Source organism: Endozoicomonas sp. (assembly GCF_031844845.1).
GTDB lineage: Bacteria > Pseudomonadota > Gammaproteobacteria > Pseudomonadales > Endozoicomonadaceae > Endozoicomonas.
The window spans coordinates 18,262-42,224 of record NZ_JAVRMB020000318.1; the positions used below are offsets into that span (position 1 = coordinate 18,262).

The 23,963-nt window shown below is 45.1% G+C and carries 20 protein-coding genes and 1 other RNA gene; 4 read left to right on the forward strand and 17 right to left on the reverse strand.

The window, feature by feature from the left end:
* Nucleotides 1–3: 3 nt before the first annotated feature.
* The 17 genes from RM811_RS17705 to RM811_RS17785 form a co-directional block, all read right to left on the reverse strand.
* Nucleotides 4–1,836 (reverse strand): peptidoglycan D,D-transpeptidase FtsI family protein, encoded by a 1,833-nt coding sequence (locus tag RM811_RS17705; RefSeq protein ID WP_402526972.1) that lies wholly within the window; start codon nucleotides 1,834–1,836, stop codon nucleotides 4–6.
* Between the two features lie 17 nt (nucleotides 1,837–1,853).
* Entirely contained in the window at nucleotides 1,854–2,177 is a 324-nt protein-coding gene (gene ftsL / locus RM811_RS17710) for a cell division protein FtsL (protein WP_402526974.1), read from the reverse strand.
* A complete protein-coding gene (gene rsmH, locus RM811_RS17715; RefSeq protein WP_402526976.1) occupies nucleotides 2,174–3,166 on the reverse strand; it encodes a 16S rRNA (cytosine(1402)-N(4))-methyltransferase RsmH in 993 nt (330 codons plus the stop codon). Before rsmH ends, ftsL begins: the two co-directional genes overlap by 4 nt.
* Nucleotides 3,167–3,223: 57 nt before the next feature.
* Nucleotides 3,224–3,679, reverse strand: a complete 456-nt coding sequence (gene mraZ, locus RM811_RS17720) for a division/cell wall cluster transcriptional repressor MraZ (protein WP_402526978.1) — start codon at nucleotides 3,677–3,679, stop codon at nucleotides 3,224–3,226.
* A 585-nt stretch (nucleotides 3,680–4,264) separates the two neighbouring features.
* Nucleotides 4,265–4,674, reverse strand: an RNA gene (rnpB, locus tag RM811_RS17725) — RNase P RNA component class A.
* Nucleotides 4,675–4,736: 62 nt separating this feature from the next.
* Complete coding sequence (rsmI, locus tag RM811_RS17730) at nucleotides 4,737–5,582, reverse strand: 16S rRNA (cytidine(1402)-2'-O)-methyltransferase (protein WP_402526979.1); 846 nt, start codon at nucleotides 5,580–5,582, stop codon at nucleotides 4,737–4,739.
* Nucleotides 5,583–5,698: 116 nt separating this feature from the next.
* Nucleotides 5,699–7,003 carry a type II toxin-antitoxin system HipA family toxin gene (locus RM811_RS17735; protein WP_402526981.1) on the reverse strand — a complete coding sequence of 435 codons (1,305 nt, stop codon included), beginning with the start codon at nucleotides 7,001–7,003 and terminating at the stop codon, nucleotides 5,699–5,701.
* A complete protein-coding gene (locus tag RM811_RS17740) occupies nucleotides 7,000–7,284 on the reverse strand; it encodes a transcriptional regulator (RefSeq protein WP_402526983.1) in 285 nt (94 codons plus the stop codon). The genes RM811_RS17735 and RM811_RS17740 overlap by 4 nt, the downstream gene beginning before the upstream one ends.
* A gap of 154 nt (nucleotides 7,285–7,438) precedes the next feature.
* Nucleotides 7,439–7,678 (reverse strand): IS66 family insertion sequence element accessory protein TnpB, encoded by a 240-nt coding sequence (gene tnpB, locus RM811_RS17745; protein ID WP_402526985.1) that lies wholly within the window; start codon nucleotides 7,676–7,678, stop codon nucleotides 7,439–7,441.
* 18 nt (nucleotides 7,679–7,696) lie between these two features.
* Nucleotides 7,697–8,005 carry an IS66 family insertion sequence element accessory protein TnpA gene (gene tnpA, locus RM811_RS17750; protein WP_402526987.1) on the reverse strand — a complete coding sequence of 103 codons (309 nt, stop codon included), beginning with the start codon at nucleotides 8,003–8,005 and terminating at the stop codon, nucleotides 7,697–7,699.
* A 97-nt stretch (nucleotides 8,006–8,102) separates the two neighbouring features.
* Nucleotides 8,103–8,555 (reverse strand): IS200/IS605 family transposase, encoded by a 453-nt coding sequence (gene tnpA / locus RM811_RS17755; protein WP_402526989.1) that lies wholly within the window; start codon nucleotides 8,553–8,555, stop codon nucleotides 8,103–8,105.
* 520 nt (nucleotides 8,556–9,075) lie between these two features.
* Complete coding sequence (locus tag RM811_RS17760; protein ID WP_402526991.1) at nucleotides 9,076–10,044, reverse strand: hypothetical protein; 969 nt, start codon at nucleotides 10,042–10,044, stop codon at nucleotides 9,076–9,078.
* Between the two features lie 14 nt (nucleotides 10,045–10,058).
* A complete protein-coding gene (locus RM811_RS17765) occupies nucleotides 10,059–11,306 on the reverse strand; it encodes a hypothetical protein (protein ID WP_402526993.1) in 1,248 nt (415 codons plus the stop codon).
* Nucleotides 11,296–13,743 carry a dynamin family protein gene (locus tag RM811_RS17770; RefSeq protein WP_402526995.1) on the reverse strand — a complete coding sequence of 816 codons (2,448 nt, stop codon included), beginning with the start codon at nucleotides 13,741–13,743 and terminating at the stop codon, nucleotides 11,296–11,298. Before RM811_RS17770 ends, RM811_RS17765 begins: the two co-directional genes overlap by 11 nt.
* Nucleotides 13,744–13,746: 3 nt before the next feature.
* Nucleotides 13,747–16,107, reverse strand: coding sequence for a dynamin family protein (locus RM811_RS17775; protein WP_402526997.1), 2,361 nt, complete (start codon nucleotides 16,105–16,107; stop codon nucleotides 13,747–13,749).
* Nucleotides 16,085–18,397 carry a dynamin family protein gene (locus RM811_RS17780; RefSeq protein ID WP_402526999.1) on the reverse strand — a complete coding sequence of 771 codons (2,313 nt, stop codon included), beginning with the start codon at nucleotides 18,395–18,397 and terminating at the stop codon, nucleotides 16,085–16,087. The genes RM811_RS17775 and RM811_RS17780 overlap by 23 nt, the downstream gene beginning before the upstream one ends.
* Nucleotides 18,398–18,965: 568 nt before the next feature.
* Nucleotides 18,966–19,763, reverse strand: a complete 798-nt coding sequence (locus RM811_RS17785; RefSeq protein WP_402527001.1) for a hypothetical protein — start codon at nucleotides 19,761–19,763, stop codon at nucleotides 18,966–18,968.
* A gap of 285 nt (nucleotides 19,764–20,048) precedes the next feature.
* Between RM811_RS17785 and RM811_RS17790 the strand changes: the two genes are divergently transcribed.
* From RM811_RS17790 to RM811_RS17805, 4 genes are all read left to right on the forward strand, one after another.
* On the forward strand, nucleotides 20,049–22,031 hold the full coding sequence (locus RM811_RS17790) for a penicillin-binding protein activator (protein WP_402527003.1): 1,983 nt from the start codon (nucleotides 20,049–20,051) through the stop codon (nucleotides 22,029–22,031).
* Nucleotides 22,003–22,377, forward strand: a complete 375-nt coding sequence (locus RM811_RS17795) for a YraN family protein (protein WP_402527005.1) — start codon at nucleotides 22,003–22,005, stop codon at nucleotides 22,375–22,377. The genes RM811_RS17790 and RM811_RS17795 overlap by 29 nt, the downstream gene beginning before the upstream one ends.
* 111 nt (nucleotides 22,378–22,488) lie before the next feature.
* Nucleotides 22,489–23,073, forward strand: coding sequence for a phosphoheptose isomerase (locus RM811_RS17800; RefSeq protein WP_402527007.1), 585 nt, complete (start codon nucleotides 22,489–22,491; stop codon nucleotides 23,071–23,073).
* A 79-nt stretch (nucleotides 23,074–23,152) separates the two neighbouring features.
* Nucleotides 23,153–23,725: a BON domain-containing protein gene (locus RM811_RS17805; protein ID WP_402527009.1), complete on the forward strand. Its 573-nt coding sequence runs from the start codon at nucleotides 23,153–23,155 to the stop codon at nucleotides 23,723–23,725.
* Nucleotides 23,726–23,963 lie beyond the last annotated feature (238 nt).

Below are 23,963 nucleotides of genomic sequence, written 5' to 3' on the forward strand. Positions count from 1 at the left end.
GCTTCAACCTTCTTTAAACGATGCAGAAACCGAAGAATCGCCCACTTCTTCATCTATTTTGACCAATCGCAGTGCATAAGGAACAAATGCCATACGCTGGCCTGAATTCATATTTCCCGAATTAACCGGTTCAACACCCAGCAATCGAAGTGCTCCGGCAGCCACACTGGAAAATACCGGCGCAGCCGTAAGACCACCGTAGTATGCTTTTCCAGACGGGTCATCAATAACTACAACCATTGCCAGGCGGGGGTTATCAATGGGCACCAAACCGGCAAACATGCCAATATAACGATCTTTGATATAACCGTTAGGCCCAACCTTTCGGGAAGTTCCTGTTTTCCCGCCGACCTCAAACGCATCAATCATGGCTCGACTACCAGTTCCGCCATGCACCACCTCACGAAGCATTTTTCTCATTTCATCAGCAATCCGCTGATCCATCACCCGAACGCCATCGGGAACCACATCACGCTTGATCAGGGAAACCGGGCGCATAATCCCACCGGCACCGATCACCATGTAGGCCTGGGCCAACTGCAAAGGCGTCACCGTCAAACCGTAGCCAAATGACAGGGTGGCTATTTCAATATCACTCCAGCGATCCCGGTAAGGCAGATACCCGGGACTCTCGCCAGGAAACCCTGTCCCGGAACTTTGGCCGAGTCCAACTCTCTGCAGCAGATCAAGAACCTTGTCCGGCCCGATCGCCAGCGCCATTTTTGACACCCCCACATTACTGGACTTTCTCAGCACTGTGGTCACGTCAATGGCACCGTAATTCCTGATATCCTTTACCTGATCTCTACCAAGGCGCATATAACCCGGCGCCGTATTAATCACCGAATTTTTGTGAAACTGGCCAGACTCCAAAGCGGCTGCAACGGCAAAAGGCTTCAGCGTTGACCCGGGCTCAAACATATCGGTAACCACCCGATTACGCATTTTATACGCCTGCATGCCTGCACGGTTGTTAGGGTTGTAGGCAGGCTGATTGACCATTGCCAGCACTTCACCGGTCTTGACATCAAGCATGACCAGAGAACCGGCCTTGGCTTTATGGAGCTCAACCGCTTTTTTCAACTCGCGGTAGGCCATATATTGCAGTCTCAGATCAATACTGAGCATCAACTCTTTGCCGGGGCTGGCACTTTTCATCAGCTCTGCCTGACGGGCAAGTCGGCCTTTGCGATCCTTTAGAACCCTGCGTTTACCTGGCTCACCGGTCAGCCATTCATTGTAGGCTAACTCCATCCCCTCCTGCCCGGACTCATCAATATCGGTAAAGCCGACCAAATGGGCTGCTACTTCAGCCGCCGGGTAATAACGCCGCTGCTCATTAATAGCCCCCACTCCCGGCACTCTTAATGCCATCACCTTGGCACCCTGCTCGGGTGTCAGCTGCCGTTTGAGATAAATAAAGTCTCGTTTTCTGGCCACCTCAACACGATCGGATAGCCATTTAAGAGAAACGCCAAGCTCACGGGCCAATTCCTGCCAGCGGTCACCGGCCTCATAAAGGTCTTCCGGATCCGCCCAGATGGTAACGACGGGCGTACTGACCGCCAGGGGGTCACCATTGCGATCAAAAATAACCCCTCTATGAGCGGCCACAGGCTCATAACGAACTGAGCGTTTATCACCTTCATTTTGTAAAAAGTGTCGGTCCAGCAGTTGCAAATCAACAATACGGTAACCAATTGCCAATCCGGCAATCAGCAAAATACTCTGCAGTACTTTCAGGCGCCACCTTCTGGTCAGGAAGCCGGTCACGGCGTTAACCAGTCCACGCAGCCCGCCTGTTTTTTTCTCTGATGCAGACCGACTATTCTGCAATACTCTTCGCCCCTGCCTCATGGCAGAACCATTTCTATCTGGTCAGTTTTTGGCACATCCATGCCCAATTTCTCCCTGGCAATCTTTTCAATCCTTCCCGGAGCTGTCAGCGTACTGTGCTCCAGTAGCAGCTTGCCCCACTCAACCTGGGCACTGTTCCGGTTTTCAAGCTCCTGCTGAATCCGATTATGGAGGCGCCGGTTCTCGTAGGACACATAGCCAACCGATAAACCGGACAACACCACCAAAACCAACAACAGGAGGGTTAATCCATAAGAATGGACAACCTTCATCCTGAGCAGGCTACTGTCCATAAACGACGCCACTACTCCCGTAATCAAGAGCCCAGCTTTTCTGCCACACGCATCACCGCACTTCGGGACCGGGGATTATCATCCACCTCCTGCTTCGAAGGTTTAATCGCCTTGCTCAGACTTTTCATACGACGATTCAGCTGATCGTCCCTAACAGGCAACCAGCTGGGCAGCTCATCACCTTTCTGATGTTTACGGATAAAGCGTTTAGCAATCCGGTCTTCCAGAGAATGAAAACTGATCACCACCAGTCGCCCACCGGGCTTAAGCTTCTCCAGGGCGTTATCGAGACAAAGCACCAGATCATCCAACTCCCGGTTGATGTGAATCCTGATGGCCTGAAACGCACGGGTAGCAGGATGCTTGCCCTTCTCTCTACTTGGGCAGGCTGCAGCAATAATACTTGCCAGACGTTTTGTAGTCAGAATCGGCTCAATCTCTCTTTCTTTGACAATGACCCTGGCCATTCTCCGGGAAAACCGATCTTCTCCGTATTCCCAGATCACACGACTGATCTCTTGTTCTTCTGCCCGGGCCAGCCACTCGGCGGCACTTTCACCCTGATGATGATTCATGCGCATATCCAGAGGCCCTTCCTTCATAAAGCTGAAGCCTCTTTCCGGGTCATCCAGCTGAGGAGAAGAAACGCCCAGATCCAGCAAAATACCATCCACCGGCTGATCACCATTGACCGAATCAACATCGGTAAAAGAACCGTGGTAAATCGAGAACCTCGGATCATCCCTCTCCAGCTCAAGCCCTGTGGCAATGGCTGCAGGATCCTTATCAATGCCGATCAGTTGTCCCTGCTCTTCCAGAAGACTCAATATCAAACGGCTGTGCCCGCCCCGGCCAAAAGTACCATCGACGTAAACACCGGCAGGGTCCGTCAGCAACGCATCGACAGCCTCATGAAGCAGCACTGTTTTATGGACATGCTCAGCCTTGAGCTGATCAAAAGCCTGCTCTTTCAAAGGGTCTGTTTTCTGGCTATCAATACAATCTGACGATTTCATATAACTTTCACAAATACTGTTTAAAGTAGCTTTTTATAAAGCTACTTATAAAGCCGCCTATAAAGAAAGCGACTGCAACTCCACCGGTATATCTTCCGATTCACTGGCTTCTTTCAGATATTGGTCGCGACACTCGTTCCAGCAATTTTCATCCCAAAGCTCGAACTTCTTGCCCTGGCCCAGCAAAATACTGCGCTTCTCAAGACCGGCGTAATCACGCAACAGTGGGGGGATAAGAATACGTCCATTGCCGTCCAGTTCAAGATCGGTGGCATGGCCAATCAACAGTCTCTGAATGCGGCGGGTCATTGGATGAAAGCTGGGCAGTGCTTCAATTTTCTGCTGAATCAGTTCCCACTCATCCAGTGGGTAGATCAACAAACAGCGCTCATCGGTATCAATGGTGGCCACCAGGGCACCGTCACAGCGATCCCGCAACACTTGCCGGTAACGGGCAGGTATAGCAAGACGCCCTTTGGCGTCCAGATTAATGGCATTTACACCGCGAAACACGTCACCTTCTCCCTGGTTTCCTGACCCCGGAAAACCTTACGGCACCCGTCACTTATAACAACCCTCTGCGAACTGACTCCATCCAGTTCCACCTTCACCCCACTACAACCCACTTTACACCACTAAAGCACACTATAGGAATCTGGAAAACCCACGTCAAGCGGGGATCTACCTCATCTGCCTGACACTTAAAATGAAATTAACGTACCGCTGCCAAATCAAAGTCAATAAACGCTATATATACAGACTGTATTCAAAACAGGGGCAGTAACAATAAAGCAGATACACGGGCGAATTAAAAAATAAGCACTTCAAGGCAGACAGGCTTTATCGCAAAGAAAGCTCACTGAAAATGAATTTAGAGAAATGAAACGGGGAGGCAATAATCTGAAGCACAAACACTCACGACGGTAGTTCGCCACTCTCAGGCTATGAAAAAAACACTTTTAAAAACTTTGTGTTTTTGTGCCTTTGTGGTTCAGCGCTTTTCCTTCACGGAAAAAAAGTGCGCCTGATCACTGGCAGATAATCGGAGTATCAGAAAACTGAAAGCAAACGTACTACTTAAAAGCAGCTTTAAAAAAAGAAGCGAGCCGGCCTATAAGCCGGGTTCTGTCCAGCCTGCCAAAGCAGGCCTGTGCAGTCATTCATCTGGGATGTCTGTCACCAGACACCTCAAGCAACCTACCCGAATCCAGTGTGGGTCACACCTATAGGATTCCTATTTGGTCTTGCTCCAGGCGGGGTTTACCATGCCATGGACTGTTACCAGCCATGCGGTGCGCTCTTACCGCACCCTTTCACCCTTACCGGTCAGAATTCCTGTCGTTTAACCAACAAGAAAACCAACTTGGGCGGTCTACTCTCTGCTGCACTTTCCGTAGGCTTTCGCCCCCCAGGCGTTACCTGGCGCCCTACCCTCTGGAGCCCGGACTTTCCTCCATCCATCCCAATTGGTAAGAATCAGGACAAACAGCGACTGCCCGGCCAGCTCGCGGTGGCGAATGCTACTTGTGCACCTTCTGATAATCAAGCTTAATCAACACTATTCGGAAAATTATTCGCCGGACCTCATCACCAAACCCAGATCATAAAGCTCTTTTTTTCTCAATCCGGTCAGATCAGCCACCACAGAAGCCGCTTTCTTAATGGGTAATTCTTCCATTAATCGCTGCAGCATCTTTTCAACTTCCGGACTAATCTCAGAATTTTCCGGCTCTTTATAGCCTTCAACAAGAACAACAAACTCTCCTCGCTGCTGATTGGAATCAGCCTTCAGAATAGCCTGAACCTCAGCAACAGTGCCTGCCAGGACCGTCTCAAATGTTTTGGTAATTTCCCGGGCCAGGGTAATGTATTTTTCGCCGCCAAGCACAGTAACCAGATCATCCATCAAGTCCATAATGCGATGGGGGGACTCATAAACACCCCAGGTATTGGGAAAAGTCGCCAGAGAATCTATGCGCTTGCGACGGGCCGTCCCTTTGGCCGGCAGGAACCCCTCAAAGTAGAACCTGTCGGTGGGCAAACCACTGACCGACAGCGCCGCAATAAATGCACAGGCACCTGGCACCGGCACCACCCTGAAGCCTGCGGCCCTGACCGTTCGGACCAGATGAAAGCCCGGATCAGAAATCAAAGGCGTACCCGCATCACTGATCAAAGCCACCGATTGCCCGGAACCCATTCGCTGAACAATCATCTCCGCCTGGTGACGCTCATTATGGTCATGGCAGGGAATCAATGGCGTATCTATCCCAAAGTGGTTCATCAACCGCTTACTGTGCCGGGTATCTTCTGCCGCAATAACGTCAACCTGACGGAGCACCTCAATAGCCCTTGGGGTCAAATCCCCCAGGTTACCGATAGGCGTAGAAACAATATAAAGAAGAGAGTCTGACATGACTGGGAGAAACCGCTGCAATTTTCAGCACACATCCTAACACTTTATGGCCAGTTTCAGACCACCAGCCAGACACAATAAACCAAAATTTATTCACAGCGGACAACGGAAAAAGCCTACAATAATCGCTTATTTTCCAGATAAACATCATTAAGCTGTTTACTGATCAATTTCCTTGTTGCCTGATCAACCTGTAATTCACGAGCCGTGTCATCGAAAGACTGTATTGCCGCCACCACTTCTGCAACCACCTGCTGCGCCTGCTTCCAGCTGGCAAAATTAGCCAGACCTGCCAGCTTTTGCATGGTCTGTAAACCTGGCTGCTTACCATACCCGGCAAAAGCGGTTGCATGCTCACCGTAGGGTGAAGGGCTAAAAGTGACATCATAAAAAGGAGCAAGCTGCCATTGCCCATCGTCATGCTGTAAAAAGGCCCAGTTTTTACTGTGATCATCCTGATTTAAAGCAAACAGATTGAACAGCATACGCCGAAACATAGCCTGCCCGGCCGCCGGGCTTTTACAAAGCATACTGCTCACTTTGATTAACGTTTCATAATCCAGACCAGGCATTCGATAGTCAGCATCCAGTAAACCACTGGCACTGTGCAAATGTAACCGACCTTCAGAACCATCTGAATTGCTGACGGTATCAAACCGCTTTAAGGCCAGCCACTGTTTCGCACCAGAACGTTCAGGCGCATCGACTAACTGCCAACACGGAACCTCGATACCCGCTTGTGCTGCCATTGATAAATAGGTGGCTTCACACAGGCCTTCTTGATGGCCCAGCGGGAGTTGAGATGAAGTGAATTTCACAAGATAGGCATCACTGCCTTTTACCCGGCTTGTACTGCAAAAAATGGGACTGCAAAAACTGACTGATTCTTCTTTTAAATACAATTGCGCTTTTGGTCTGGCTCCCCCTGAACTCCCAGCATTAACCAGTGCCTGCAGAATATCAGACGTTTGGCCATCAAAAACCGCCTGGGCCTGCAAACCCAATTCTGCAACCGTCAGCTGCTCTGACTGCTCATTGTGTAGCAACCCGGAAGCAGGCTGGTAATACAAAGCCCCCATTCCCCGGCGACCAACAAACGAAAGCCGGTCCATCGCGGTAATCTGTGATGGCATGATCCCGGCCTGACGAAACACTCTATCCATAAGCAACAAGCCCCAACCATCAGGAAGAGAATCTGAAAACGCACCATGCAATCCGTTATGAGGTGTCTTCGGCGCTAATTGCAAAGATGCGTCAAAACTGAGGTTAAAGGGGGATAAATTGTTATACCTGTCTAAATAACCCTCACGATATTGAAAATATACGCCCTGCCTGTTTTGGGCTAAATTACCAACGGTGACAGAAGAACCATCAGATAGTGTTCGGCATACTTCCAGCGTATGGACTTGCTCGTCATTCATCCTCTGAGCACCTGCCTGATAGATAATGGCGGTCTGGAATTCAGCGTTTCTTTAGTCAGGTTATTTAACCGTGCCAACTCATCCAGACTTTGCCATAAAAGCAGAAATTGCCGGAATGATATCTGCCCCGTGGTTTCGAATTTTTTAATGGTCGATGAGGGTACGGTACTGCGTTCAGCTAATGCATCCCTGGAGAGTTTAGCGGCCTTCCTTTGTGAAATCAGCCATTGACACATTGACTCCTGAACCTCCGTGACTGACAGTAATGATAATTTGCTCATAAAACCCCAATAAAGACACACCTGTATCTATATTAGTACAATAAAAGCGACATCAGATACGATTATGTCTTTTTATCTGCTCTATGGGCAAACCATCCAGAAGCCAGCTCAATTCACGACGGGTCAATGTAATCGCCTGATTCCCTGCCTCCTGTCAGGGCCAGTTAAAGCAGCCTTTTTCCAGACGACGGTAGTAAAGCCAGAAGCCGTTGGTTTGCCAGTGCAGAATCTTAAGCTTGTTGCGCCCTCGGTTGCAGAAGACAAACAGGCTCTCTGAAAAAGGATCAAGTTCCAGCAGTTCGCTAACCATCAGGGACAGACCATCAATGGATTTGCGAATATTGGTTACACCTGGTGCCAGGTAGACATTAAGGGAAGAGGAAGCAGCAATCATGGGCCTACATCATATTGATCACTTGTCGTAAAACCAGCGGGTCGAATCCGGGGGCCAGCTCAATGCGAAAACCTCCGGGTAGGTCAGGGAAATACCGGTTGCTGATGGTTGAGGCTTCGATGACACTTCTGGTTCAATATGAACGGACAGCAAAGTAGCTTTAACCGTATTGGACTGTGGCTGTTCATGTTCACCAACATAACGACGTCGATAATAGCCAAATGATTTGATGGACAGCTGATGCTGCCGAGCGTATTCAGCCTGAGAAAGGTCACTTGTGTGCCAGGCTTCAATGTGCTGAAACCAGAACATGCGTTTGCTTGACATGTTACTTCCGGGAATGATGGTTAGACTCAGTATCCCGGTGATGAGTTAAATGACTTCAGGCATAGCCGGAAGCTTATATTGGGACGCCCTCAAAGGGCTATCGTTGCGCCCATGGGCGCGAGTCAAAACCAAACTTCAATTGATCGTTTTCGTCGTTCTTTTCTTGATTTCGGATATATCTTCGAACCGTTTCTTCATCCAATCCGACCGTACTCACAAAATACCCTCTTGCCCAGAAATTCTCGCCGTTAAAATTCCTTTGCCGTCCTTTAAAATGCCTTGCTATAGCAATCGCACACTTGCCTTTTATATATCCCACGACATTAGAAACAGAGTATCTTGGTGGAATGCTTATGCAGATATGGACATGATCTCTCATCAGGTGTCTCTCAACAATTTCGCACCCCTTTCTCCTGGCAAGCTCATGGAAAATTGAGCCGAGAAATTTTCTCAAACTTCCGCAGGTGACTTTTTGCCTTTTCTTGGGAATGAACACGATATGGTACTTACAATCCCAACGAGTATGGGTCAGACTTTTATAGTCTGGCATAAGTTAAACCTCTTGATTCTTGGTGGAATCATCAAGGTTAGCTACCGAAGCCTCGGTAAAACCTATGCGAGTCACCCCGGCATAGCCGGGGGTTTACCTAATGATTAATTATTTTGTGTAGACGGGTTTTGCCTGACGCATACCTACATCAGGTTTCAGCAACTTACGCTAAAACACCAACACTTATCTGGAACTGAGCCAAACACCTCTAAATCAAGGTGGTAACTTTACCACCTAAAATGGTGTCCGGGTTCATTAGACAACTACAAGAAGAAGTCAGTTACTAAGTATTTCAAGTATTTTCATACTTAATGTATTTAACGCAATGAGCAATCTTATAGACTGCCTTAAAAGTCCAATAAAAACATAGTGCCTTGCCCTGTGTAACAGACTATCAAATGTCTCGATCAATTGGATAAGATGTGAATCCTCAGACCGCATAATTTTATAAATATATGCTCCGTCAGCACTGACCTGACGTTCAAGTTGCTCAAAACATTTAAGCAGAAGTGCCGCTGAGTTATCCATGCAGAATGCTCTCTAGCAAATGCAGATCCTTCTGATTTAATGCTGTAAGCTCATCTTTAAACGCTTCTAGGCAAGTCAGTGTTTTATGGCTCTGCTCCTGAGTCTGCTGCTGACTGTTAACCATGGTCTGAATATCATCACGAAGAGAATCAAGCGTACGATTCTGCGCTTTTTGCGAGTTTCTCATAACGTCCTGCAGCTCATTAACCAATCTGGCTATTTTATCCTGAACTTCTTGTGCATTATCATCAGACACTTCCACAAGCTCTTTCATTGTTTTATCAACAATCGCGCCCAATGCCACGGTATGCTGACCAATCGTGGTTTGCAGTTCAGCACTACTCGCTTCAAACGTCTTGGTGATTTTTCTTGTATGTTCACGCATCGCCTCTACCGCCTCAACAACCGGTTGCAACTGGACAATCGTTTGCTCAAGATGACTAGCCTGTTTGTCACAGCTGGCTTGGCTGTGAAGAGCCAATTCATTGCTTAAGGATTGTGACATGACCAAAAATCTCTCATTTGTCTTAGCCAAGTTCTCTGTTTGTTTTTGCAGCTGTCTTTCGTTCACTGCTTCCAACGCAGCAACAAACTTCTGCATTTTTTGCTCTAGAGTATCGGCTATTTGGGCCGTATGACTTTCAAGCTTAAGACAAGCTTTTTCAAAGTGTTGCTTGTTTTCGATTGTATAAGTTTTTAACTCTTCAATCGCATCCGTCATTATCAGGTGATGATTGAGTGAGTCATTATGTTGTTGCTGGAAAGGAGCCATCAATTTTTCAATGTTCGCTTTTTCACGCTGATAGGTTTCTTTTCTATTGAGCATTCCCTGTGCATATACTGTCAAAGTGCATAATGCTAATAACACATAAGCAAACACCAAATAACCTGGTAATTGCGTGATAATAAGTAAAAAAGCCAATACAGATGCAACGGATATAGCTTTAAGGATATCGAGCATATTAACTATTTCCTTCAATTAAATTTAAGGGAATTTACTTGCTTTTTTAAAAAGCGATAAATTAATGCTGCACATTGTTCTTTATAAAAATTAATCACATTTTCTGTGAACATTTTTTTTCCGTTTTTTACTTTCTCAGTAAACTCTAACCGTGAAAGTGCTTTTAATTCCTTATTAAGAGGTACTTTAAACTGTCTCATCAACTTATCTGCTGTGATCTTCAGTTCCTTCGCCATCGCCTTTGATAGTTCATCAAAAGGAAGCTGATAACCTTTGTCCTCCATCACTGTCAAAAAAGGCATATTCACGCTATCAAAAAAATCTTCGCTCAAGCTACAAAGAAATTTTTCATGGCAGGTATAAATAAAATTCATTAAATGAACTCTTCCAGCGTCATGATGACTAATACGTAGCCAGGCATCAAAGGAAAACAGCGTATCAAATCGATTCGGCTGCAAATATTCTTCGATATAATCTTCACAAAAAAACTCATAATTTGTTGAAAACAGCACTTTGTCTGCAAAGAAATAACTAAACTTATCAACTTGAGATAAGAATATTTTTCGTTGTCCACTGATGAAAGAATCATGCGGAACAAGCAACTGCCTAAAGTAGCTAGCAGGTTGCGTATTCGGGCCAATATCTGCCAACCTTCTCGCTAAAATAGCCTGTGAGTAAGCATGCTGAAGATCATTCCCTTCATCTGCTAAGTCAGTGACTGCATTCCTGTTCGATTCAAACAAGCTCAAATAAATGTTTACAGCCTTGCCTCTATGTGTAAACCACTCATCGATACCATCTAAAATGTATTTATTGGTCATTTCAGCGTAAGGAAATGCATCACACCAGATAATTCCGTATAAGTTATCTACCCAGCCATTTTTATCTAACAAAAAAGGGTTGCTCTTATGCTCTGGCAAAAAGTTTTTGGTCTGAAATGGTGGAGGTACAATAAACACAAAGCCTAGCGGAAGGCTACCGCTAGGAACGGCAAGATAATAAACCTCTGCATCACTATTCGCACCGAGCTCTGATCCTAGCACTGCCAAGCCCTGCTCCGTATCAACAAAACCGATCTCTTCTGGATGGTTAAATAAGATGAAGGTTTTATTGTTGCCGCTATGCAGGTAATTCACCGGCATATACTCTTTTAAGCTTTCACCTAAAAGATCTTGAAACAAGCTATATCTCTGGTGCTCTGGCAAACCAAGTACAAATACACTCTGATAGTTCTGCAGATCAAGCTTAAGATCAATTGCCATTTATGCCTTCCGATATACCGTCCAACATAACAAGCAACTGCTCAATCTCATTCACTTTAGATGATTTATCTACTGCAGATAAACGCTGGCTTTCCTGTACAGTATTAAGCTGAGATTTGAAGCTATTTAGACGCGCTTCGCCATCCACCATCACAGAAAGCAACAGCTTTATTGTGAAGTCTTCAATGATATTATCAATTTTAGACTTAATTCCAGATACATAATCAGCCAACGATTCATCCATACGCTGGCAATAAAAATTACATTTATTGGTCAGTTCCAGCTGTCGTTTCTCCTGCATATAATCCGCTTCAATTAGCTGCAGCTCTTGCTGTAATCCAAGCTTGCGTTTATCTAACAGATCTTGATTTTTCTTTTCATATTCCGCTTTTTCTTTAAGAAGGCCAAGCTCGTTCATCTTCTGCAGCTGCTGCTGCACTTTCTGCAACATCTGTTGCTCGGCCTCAGTACGTTTTCTTTCAAAACGTCGACGATGCTCTTCATCCACCATAGTTGATGGCGGGGTATCAAACTGTTCACCCATCTTTCGCATCCAGAACTCAACATCCAGCAATTCAAGTGATTTAAAGGCCATATCGCCAATACTGTTATCTTTAGCGTTATCCGAGCCTGCCATTTCTCCTACTATGTTATTTGCTGATGTCTTAAATTCTTTTAAATCATAGGCTGCTTGCTTTATTTTAGGTTTATATTCATCGATCACTTGCTTGGTGGATTTAATAATATTTAACGCTTGTTTGGTTTTCTTGGCTGCTTTGGCGACCTTTGTGGTATTATGCACAGCCTTTGCTGGCCCTACTGGCGTTGGTATGAACATCAACGCCACATCGGCAATTTTTCCTACAGTGCCAAAAAATTTTGATACAGTCTGATCACCTGATTCACAGATATACTGTGGTACATATTCTAATTCATGACACGTTGATTTTGATTCATAAACATCATCATTAATTATGCTAACGTCTTCACTTAGCACTTGTGCCTGATGAGATAATTTTGACATCTCTATTTCTGAGCGTTCAACATCATTACTGATCTGCTGTAATTGAAGCGCAATGGAGCTGAGAAACTCATTACTCTTACTGGTCATTTCATTAAAATCTGGGGCCACCATCTGACAAACATAATCTTCAATTAAAATATCAGCACCAATCGATTCAAGATAAGCAAATTGCTCATTACGCTTTTTATAGATTAGCTCGATAGAGCGCATGAGACGCGAGGATATACTTAGGTTAAGCTCTAGAGAAAACCGGCGCAGAAACTCATTGCCAAATTGCTGAGCCTGCATAGCCGTGTTAGCAAAATCACCAGCGACAAGCTCGCTACGGTAGGCATTTAAATAGTTCGTTTTATGCTGCTCAATTTCACGTATCACTTCCCTTTTAACCAGTGTAAATTCACTTTCTAAGGCTGACTTCAAATTAGCATGATCTGTCGTCAGTAGATCTATTTCATTATTAATGGCATCGACGCTTTCTTTAAAAGTTTCCGGGCAGACTTCAAAGTTTCGCTCAAGCAGTCGTAACTGTCCCTCAAGCGTTTTTCGATAAGCACAGGTATATCGGTTAATTTTGGATGCCACACTGCGTTCAAGTGCCTGTTGTACACCAATCGAAAAATAATCATTAATATAACTGCGCACCTCAGCAAATTTCATCGCCCAGTCACCATCAGTGAGAAGATTTGAAATAGCGAAATAATACTTGTTAGTATCAAGCACATCTTTAAGGATAATCTTATCGCCAATCACGGCGATGTCATAAGACTCCTCACTTTGTTTAATTTCATCCATTCTGGTTCTGACAAAAATAATGTCCAAACCATAGTCAGATATCTGCTGTAAGAAGTTAATATCTGACGCTGACGGTGAACCACTACTCACATAAAGGAAAGCTTGCGCAGCGGGCAAATAATTATGAGTAAAGGCCTCATGGGCTTTGTTTAGCGTATTAATGCCGGGGGTATCAACTAACACTAACCCATCAGCAAGAAGCTGATGATTAATATGAATTTCAAGACTTTCAATGTCATCGATTGCAACGCCACTTATTTCATCTTGCAAAGCACCACTTGCTATATTTTGTTGATTAAAAGCACTTGCCGCAGATACATCCAATGAAAGTGATTTTCCGTTAATTTTTTTCACGACAAACTTTTCGGTCTCACTGTAACGAATTGTCGTTAAAAAAGACGTCGTTTCCGTGGTCTTATACGGCAGTATCATCCTCCCAAGCAAATTATTGATAAAATGAGATTTCCCTGCCGAAAACTGACCGACAATAGGTAAGTAAAACTGTTTATCGCGGATGTTAGATTGCAGCAATTCAATCTGTTTATAATCTTGCTCTGCAGTATCAAGGCTCTGCGTAACGGCTTTTAAATTTTCAAGCGCATGCTGGATATCTATTATCATGGTTTAGCTCGCTACCAACTCAAGGGAGGGTATAATACTGTGCTGTTTTACCTGATCCGCTTCAATCGCGTTAAGATCAGCTTCAAGTTCTATAGCCTGCATTAAGATCTCCTTAATTTTTCTATTTTGCTGCTGATAATAATCCACTTTTTCTTCTCGCTCAGAAACAGAACTCTCTAACTCTATTTTTTTAAATTTAAGGTCTTCGTTCTTGCGTATTAACTTATCAGACAGGTGTGCCTCGAGATTAGCCAGCAATAGCGGCACCAATGCACTCTCCTGATCTTTCAACCTTACACTGACTTCACTGGCTGCTTCACGACGAATAAAATCAATCTGCTCTTCAATCTCTTCCTGCAGTTTTGAAAGCTGGCTAGTGAAATGTTTTTGTTGCTTTTGGTTAAATACTTCGGTCTCTCGCTTTTTGTTATCCTCAAGTACAGATAATTGCTTAGAAAGGCGTTTTTGATCCTGTCCTGATGAAATAGAGTCTTGTTTATCACAATGTTTAAGTTCGTTAGCTACCGCAGAGATTTTCTCACTAAAGTCAGCATTTATCGACTCTATGTCTTTTTCATACTGTTTCTGCCGATGATCATGCTCAACAATAACGTCTACCTTAATCCTTTTTTTCCCCACCAATTTCTCTGCTACCCAGCCTAATACCCCATCTCTTGATTCTTTTACATCTTTATAACTGGTGTGGCGTTCTACACCAGGCGCAGTACCTTTGCCTATCAAGGTATTGATTTTTTGATTTTCAAGCGACACCAGCCTGCTTTGCAAGCTTGCCATTTTTTCTTCAAGCTTGATTGCGTTGATCTCTTCCTTTTCAGCCTCCGAAAGCCGCTCTTCTATTATGGCTATTTCCCCTTCTAGAGCCACTCGCCTTTTTTCCAATTCGCTGAAATCAAGCGAAAAGTTATATTGATCCAACTCACAGCTATGAGCCAGTTCAATAGGCTTAGTCAATTTGGCAAACTCTTCATTCAAATCTGCAACTTCGCCATCGATCACAGACTGAATACTGCACTCAAGTTCGGCTTGAAAAGAACGGGAAACCGATGAAATATTGCGATTTATTTCCTCATCCACTCGTTTTAAGAAACGAACGAGCGTTTTATTCAAGGCATCATCCATTAATAACCGGTCACTATTTTTGATAAAATCACGGTCAAATTTGGCTAAAAAATTCTCTCGTACATTTTCCAGGTTACCAGACAGTGTGTTTTCGGCACTCGAACGACATTGTCTCACTTTCTTTTTAATGGTTCTTTTCTTGTCCTGCACCGTTACATTCAGCTTCTCTAACTGCGCTTCAAGTGCTGTGATCTGTTCGTGTACTTCCGCTTTATTTTTACTATCCTGCAACTCGATGATTAACAGTTCATTATCTTTAAAACTGCGATTTAAAAGGCTGACAACCCTATTTACTGGCTCAAGCAATTCTGTCCGTGCCTTTTCACCCTGTGTTAGAAAACGCCATAAGCGTTGTTCAAACGCCTCAAACTGAGAGTTCTGCAGTAACACTTTCTTTTCGTCTGCGGTGTAGTCTTTGGCACCTAATGTTTTGTCACTTCGCGCAACCATCGCATTAAATGCAGCTAACGGCCAAATTTCAGGCATGGTTGTGACTTCAGGAAATTTGGTCTGATAACTGTTACCCAGCACCCCCATCACCGAATCAATACTTTCTTCTTCCTGATTGATAGTATCAATTTTGTTCAGCACTAAAAGAACAGTACTTACCTCACTTTTTAACTGCTCTAAAAAATCAAAGTCAGAATTTTTTCCTGGTTGTTGCGCATTAAAAAGAAAGATACAAGCGTGGGATTTTTTTATTTGGTCTTCAGTTATTTTACGATGCCCTTCTCGCACTCCATTTAAGCCTGGACTATCGACTAAAATAACATCATTTTTTAAAAAATCTGACTCTAAAAATAGATCGACGTGAGAAATGTTTTGCGCAACATCTTCCTCTCCTTTCGTGGTGGAAAATTTTTCCACATTTTCAAATGATGCTTCTGCAAAACTTTTCGTGCTCCCGTCATTATAAACAACACGTAATCCATTACCTTCTGGCGCTTTATCTTTATGTGCCAGAAAATTAACTGTTGCCGTTGTTTCACCGCTAAAAGAAGGCAGGTATTTATCTCCCATTAAGGCATTGAGAAATGTCGATTTACCGGCACTGAATTCACCGACAACAACAATGGTAAATTCACCATTTTCAACCTGAGTATGCAGCGCTTCAAATGCTTGTTCATTTTCAATCTTATCTGTACTTTGGTAAAATTCGCGCGCTTGGTTCAGAAGCGTCAATACACTGTTTTTGCGTTCATCATATTGCGTTTTGTAATGCATTTTCACTTTCCTTTAAATTTCTTACTGCTACGGATAATTTATTGAACTCTAATAACGCAGCATTCAACGATGGTAGGTCGATTGTTTTACTACTCCCATTAAGTGCTGTTAACTTTTTAAAATACTGTTCGAATTTACGTTGATGATATTGTTTTAATTTATCATTTATTTTAATGGATTCATTTTTGATGCTTTCGCCAAGCGATTTATCAAGTGCTTTTAACACTTGATTGCAGAGACTGTGCTCAACTTTTCCACAAAGTTCTTCGCGCTTTTCTCTGGTTACTTGTAGGCGATGATTTTTGAGTTTATTTTGCAAGTGATTGTCCATTTCACTAACACGTTGATCTTGGCGGCGGATTTTATCTTTGAGCTGTTGCTGCTTTGCATCCGTGATACGTGCAGTGCTCTTCAACGCATCTAATTGTTCTTCAAGGCTACTCTTTTTGAGATAAAGCGTATTTAATTGTGATGAATACTGCTGCTTGATATTATCCATCTCTCGGTCATAAGCCTTTCTCTGACTGGAATCTTCGACTTGATAACTTTCTGTTTTAGTTGTAAATACATCTAAAAAACTGCCAAACAAACCGTCTCTTGATACAGACCTTGTTTTTGTTTTGTAGCTCACACCTGGGCGCTTACCTAAACCGCGTTCAGCTTTTGAATGCGCAGTATTCGTCATTTCAATACGTGATTCATGCCGGTTATATTCAGCTAGAAATTCTTTACGTTGGTTTAGGCTTAATTGATTTTTTATTTCTGTAGAATGTAAATCCACCCGCAGATCAGACAGGCTCCCTTTTTCTTCGGCTAGCTTTACTTTGTCTTTGCTCAGGATGTTTTCATCGATGTGAAATTTCAGCCCCTGTACTTGATGCTTTTTATCATATTTAATTACGACCTCAGAGGTAAAACGATCCGTTTCAATAATACCTATTTCATAAATATCTTCAAAACTAATCTTCAGTAAACGCTGTAAACTTCTAAGCAGCGTATTCACCTCTTGGTTAATTTCCTTCCCGTATCGATTGCCTTCTACAGCAGCCTGCAACGTATCCAAATCCGACTCGTTGATCTGTGCTTTTAATATTTCGCTGATTTCCAGTAGCCTGTCTTGAGTATGCGCGGTTGCATCAGCCTTCAACACAGCTGAACGATTTTTCAAGTAGCTTTCGATCTTGCCCCAACTATTTTCTCGACGGCTGGTAAGCTCAGAAATATACGTACTAACACGATGATTGTCGCCTTGACTAATTTGCAGCTCAATACAATCTATTTCTTGCTGGAGGTTGTTAGAAATTTCAGCAATAACACTTTCAATTGCTTTGATAACGGTACTTTTAAAGTCCTGCTCCCGGCTTGTTACAAGGTAATCTTGTAAGGCATGTTCAAATATGCCAAATAGAGATTCATCCCATAACTTAGCCCGCTCCAGTTCAGTGAGTTCAGCCAGATCTGAGCTATATAATTTAGGAATAGTGTTGTCTTTATGCACCAGGGCTTTCAGTGCCGAGATTCCGAAAGTCCGGCATGCTTTCCCCTCAAAATGTACATCAGCGAATAGGGTGGTGATCTGTTGATGAAAATCCTGCAGTACTTCCGCTACCGTCTCGCCTTCAGATTCCTTAATCTCATCAATATGATTAATGACATAGAGAATAGAACTTTGATGCCGTGCTAAATCTTTCAGAAAATCAAGATCTGATTCAGTTAATGCCCGCAAATGAAAAAGAAAAATACTGGCATGAGCCTTCTCCACTTCACGCAAGGTGACGGAGCGGTGCCCCTCAGCGGTACCATTGAGGCCTGGGGTATCGATAAGTACGACAGGATCTTCAACATTCAAAAAATGTACATAGATATGGACAAGTTTAATTTCATCCACAACTCGGTGAGCTTTTGAAAACGTGGTGACATAATTCTTTAATGCATCAGGATTAGAGGCAATATCAAGTATCAGGTTGTCGCGCTCATCATCGACAAACTCAATCTCGACACTGCCGCAACGAGCATCGCCTTGACTCACATTGTGGACATGAGTGATAGTGGCCGTCGTCTCAGACCTCGCGTGAGGTAAAATGTCATATCCAATCAAAGCATTGATAAAAGTTGACTTACCAGAACTAAATTCACCCACAACGGCAATACGAAATTCATCGGCAGCCAACAACGCCTTAATACTCTCCAGACGTATTTGAAAAGGTGACGAACCATAAACTTCTTGACAGTTTCGTTCTATATCAAAGAGCAGTGTACTGACTTCTTTTCGTAATCTTTCGTTGTACATAAAAACAAGATGCCATGGCTTTTCTGTAAAAAAGCAATTGAAGTATAAAAAACAATATAAATCCTAGTGAATTCGAACAGCAGGTGGTCACTTTCATCTTCTTTCTAGGACCTTGTCGGACTTACTACTGACCTACTGCGAAAAAGCCGGATTTGGCCTTTTTTCACGATCCTTTTCATTGAATAGCTCGCTATTCGCCTCAAATGATCGCAATAACGAAAACCGGGTCAGGTCTTTCTTTGTGCATTATGTGAATCAAAGTTACCAGCTAACCAAAAAGCACGCTACCGCCCATGGATTGTTCCATCGCCTTTTATTGACGTTGGGGAGCATGGGTCCAGATAGCTCAAAGAGAATTTTTAAAAAGTAACTCACATTACTAAAAAGCATGATCAGCAGCTAGAGGTATTAGTACTCTGTAGATGTTGTAAAGCCGCTTCCTGTATTTACGTAAAATTTTTGAACAGTAACCCCCTAACCCACTGCCACCCCGTACTGACATAACCGAAAAAATCGAGGTAATTTTTCCGCAGGCTCCCGAAAAACCCTTTAGAAATTATTACACTTGCTATTCAGACGCGTGAATCAAAATTGACCACCCTGAAAACTTCCATTGAGTCTGCTCCATGAATTCAGCCCGGGTTGAATACTGTTTGCCGGTGCCCGGATCATAACAACCACCATCAGGCCGCAGCATAACAATATGTCCTTCTTCTCCGGCCTTGCAGTGCAAAAGCAACCTTTCTTGATCACATAAAAATGGCACTGAGCCCAGCTTAATGGACGAGTAACCATTAATTTTCCGCCATACCTCAGCCTCAGGTCTTAGCAAATGCATTTCTGCCCAGTTCCTGCGGGATGAATATAGCCTGCCTTTCAGCCCCATTGCCCTGGCCGCTGCCAGGATCTGAGCAACACTGGCATAGCCCATATCCAGCTTTATAGTATCTCCTCGCCCAGTAGCCAACGGTTCCATGGTAGCCTTGTGGATGGCCAGCTCTGCACTCTTGTCTTTTATGGACTCCCCATGAAATACCCCGTGCTTAGGCAGATGCTTCACACCCAGTTCATCAGCCGCCTGCCTCAACGATTGAGCACCACAACCGTTTTCATGCGCCGTGCCGGGAAGCACCTCGTTCGTTGATATATTTGTTATTTTTCTGTTTCGCAGAAATGACTTTATGAAAATGGTGTCCCTCATGGACCAGACCCGTTTATTCAGTTCGGTTTCAGCAACCGTTACCTGCCGGTGAAAGCACCAGTAAATAGCTCCCGTTAACTTTGCCCCCCCTTTTTTTGTATTGTAAAAAAAAGACAAGGCATCAAGTCCTGAAAGTTTAACCCCTCCCATACTGGCATCATTCATAAGCCCCACTCCTGTCAGATGAATGGACATCATCTTAAACAGTTATGAAAATCAACAAACTAACCAACCAGCAAGCAGTACGGACAAAACCTTCCATCGTGCATGGCAAACCCACCGTTCACCCGCTGAAAATCACACCAGTACACAGTAAATTAGCGCCGCATTCGAAAATACAACCGCCATAACCTATAGTGTCGATTCCAAGCCCTGTGTACAATCGAAGCAATTAACGGATGCCAATAGCGCATAAACAGTACCTCCAGAAGAGCTGGCCCACGACTTCAGATGATGACCCATATAACCGCTCTGCGAAAAAACCTGTCTAAAAAGCTGCCAGCCATCGCCATGGCTGCGTTTATTCCTGTTTTTATTACTGCCTGCTCATCACAGCCAAAGACGACCCTGCCACCAACGGTCTCTTCCATTAAGAACATTGATCAACAACTGGCCGGGGCACAAAGGCTCAATTATCCGGAACGGGCCAGCCTTACCCTGGAAATCACCAGGAAATTGCTTCAAAAGGATCCAGCTCGCACCCGGAAAATTCTGGATCAGCTGCCCTACGAGCAACTACCGAAGCGGATTCAGGCTGAACTGGCGGTTCAACAGGCCCGAATCGCCCAGATCAATCATCAGGACTGGGCTGTCTTCGAGTGGCTTGATCGTGAAGCGGTCATTATCAGCAGCAACACCGAAATCAACGCCCAGGCACACATACTCAAAGCGCTCGCTTACTCACGCTTTGGTGAATATCAGGCGGCTCTGGATGAGTGGCTGCTGGCCGGCCCTTATCTTACAGAAACTGAGCGGGAGCCTCATTACGACAGTTTCTGGCAGACTCTCCTGCATGTTCCTGCCGAGCGACTGAACAGCCTTTATCAACAAGAGAAGTCACAAAGCCTCAAAGGGTGGCTGACCCTGGCATTGATTTACCAGACCGGCCAGAGCCTTGATCAGCAGCTTACCGGACTTGAGCAGTGGAAGCGGGACTGGGCATACCATCCGGCGCACAAATACCTGCCCGGAAATTTTGAAACACTCAAAAGCAGCTCCACAGAGCGACCTGACAAAATCGCCGTACTACTGCCACTGTCAGGAAGACTTGCCAAAATTGGGGAAGCGGTTCGCGATGGTATGCTGGCCTCCCATTATGAGGCCATGAGTAAAGGCGAGCTGCTCCCTGAACTGCAATTTTACAACACCCAGAACAGCAAGATTAATGATCTGGCGTCAAAAGCCATCGAGGATGGCGCACAGCTCATTATTGGCCCACTGAATAAAAGCCGGGTAAAAGAGTTAAACAGTGACATTACCCATCGTATCCCGGTTTTGGCGCTGAACTACCTTGATGACATCACTGATCAGCTTTCAGTTCCCGGAACAGCAGCACAGCAAGCTAATGACCGAACCGGTCTTTTCCAATTCGGCCTGTCTGCAGAAGACGAAGCCGTCATGGCGGCCGAGCGAGGACGGCTTGATGGACACAGAACCGCAATAATCATTACGCCCGATACCGAGTGGGGTAAAAAAATCAACACCTCCTTCAAAGCCAGGTGGAAGGAACTGGGCGGTGAAATTGTCGGCTCCGCTACATTTGATGCAAAAACCCAGTTCAGTAGCCTGACTGGCTGGTTGCTGCACACCGATCAAAGTGAAGCAAGAGCCAAACAGCTCAATCGGCTGCTGGGTGAGAGACTTGGGTTCCAGGCTCGCCGCCGTCAGGATATTGATATGGTATTTATTGGCGCCAATACCCAGGAGGCCAGACAACTCAAACCCGCACTGGCCTACCAGTACGCCGGTAATATTCCGGTTTACGCCACATCCAGTGCCTTTTCCGGTATCACTAACACCAGCCAGGACCGGGACATGGACGGCATACGTGTGCCCATTATGCCCTGGCTGATTCCCGGAGCCTCAAGCCAACTGGAACAACAGATACTCGCCCTGTGGCAGCAGTCCAGAACTCAACTTGGCAGCCTTTATGCCCTGGGTGCTGATGCCTATAAGCTCTACCCAAGACTTCAGCAGCTTTCAAGCCTTCAGGGAAGCCAGCTACAGGGGCTGACCGGCTCACTGAGCATTACTCCAAACGGCAAAGTCCATCGGGAACTATCCTGGCAAATATTCAGAAATGGCCGATTAAAACCGCTGCCTATTGTTAAGCCAAAGACCCCTGAAGGTCAGCTCTCCAGAAAAAGAGCGATAAAACCAACATCCACTGACAACCTGGCCCTCTATGCCCTGGAAGCTCAATCTCAGCAATAGAAAAGGAGTTCAGGCGGAAAAAAGAGCCCTGCTGTTTTTAAAGCAGCAGGGGTTAACACTTCTGCATACCAATTTTGCCTGCAAGACCGGTGAAGTAGATCTGATCATGCTGGATCAATCCACCCTGGTATTTATTGAAGTTCGATTCCGAAACCGCTCTAAATACGGCAATGCCGCCAGCTCTATCAACGGACACAAACAGAAAAAAATTCGAAATACTGCTGCCGTTTATTTGCAAAATCATCGTCAGCACAACCACAGAATTTGTCGATTTGATGCAATATCCATTGATAATCATGACGCCAACGGGCAAAACAGCTTAGAATGGATTAAAAGTGCCTTTTAAGCGGTTCTTATGGAGCTACAGCAAATCTTCTGGTCATGATTCAGAAGACCGATTCAGAAGATTAATGAAAGCCCGCCAACGGTTTTCATTTCAGGGTTTCAGGTTTCACGCATGCACGAACGTATAACACAACACTTTTCCGACAGCATCGACGCCAAGATCCGCTCGGCTGAGACACTCCCGCCATTGATTGCCGAAGCTGCAGAGATGATGGTTCAATCCTTGCTGAACGAAGGAAAGATCATGGCCTGTGGAAATGGAGGCGCTGCCGGCGATGCCCAGCACTTTGTTTCTGAGATGCTCAATCGTTTTGATCGTGAACGCCCGGCTCTGCCAGCCCTGTCTCTTTGTGCAGACAGCCTGACCATGAGCTCTATTGCCAACGACTCAAGTTATAACGAAGTGTTTTCCAAGCAGATACGGGCACTGGGCCAGGAAGGCGATATACTGCTGGCTATTTCCCCTCACGGCAATTGCGCAAATATGGTTCAGGCCATTCAGGCAGCCCATGACCGAAACATTCATGTGATTGCCCTGACCGGAAAAGATGGCGGTGATATGGCCCGGCTCCTGCACCCTGAAGAGGTCGAGATAAGAGTGCCTGATAACAGCCCTCAGCGTGTACAGGAAGTCCATACACTGGTGATTCACTGCCTTTGTGATCTGATTGATGAGTTCCTGTTTTCCCCCGAATAAACGGGAATCTCTCATGAATTTTTGTCAAATCATTTCGTCACATAACTTTTATAAATAACGCATGACCAAAGGGGGAATCATGAAACCCATCGGCATTATACTTCTAACCGGCTTACTGACCCTGCTCAGCGGCTGCGCAGCATTAGTTGACTCCGTTAACGAAGAGCCCCTCAACATTGACAACAGCCAGCGGACCTGGGGATCCTGGATGGATGATCAGACTATTGAAACCATAACCGCTGTCAATATCAACAAGGCAGACCCGGCTCTGAGAGAGTCCCGGGTCAAAGTGATCAGCTTCAACGGCATTGTCTTGCTAATCGGCCAGGTACCCGATAAAGGCCTGAAAAATCTGGCTGGGGATACCGCACAGAACGTAGAGAAAGTCCGCCAGGTTTACAATGAGCTGGAAATCGGTCCAAACGCAGACGTTCTGGTACAAAGCAACGATAGCTGGCTGACCACTAAAATCAAAACCTCCATGGTAACCAATGAAGCCGTAGTAGCAGACAGAATCAAAATAGTCACCGAGCAGGGAACGGTTTATTTAATGGGCCTCGCTAGCCCAAGAATGGCTCAGGAAGCGGTATCTATCGCGGCCAACACCCATGGAGTACAAAGAGTCGTTAAGGTTTTTGAGTACATACAATAAACAGACAGGCCCCCATGAAATCCCTGCTCCTATTGATAGCAGGAACCTATAATTCCTGCTTAGTGTGGACATTAAGGATGTATTCGTTGGCCTGCTCATGTTTCGACGCAGGTCAGTTTCCGAAGGAAGCCAACTCGTGACCCAATCGCCACGCACTTATCAAGGTTTAGAGGTTTCGGCGGGTTCGGTTGTCGGCTTTTAGGCCTTTAGGCTCTCGAGTCCTCGGGTCCCCCTGAAC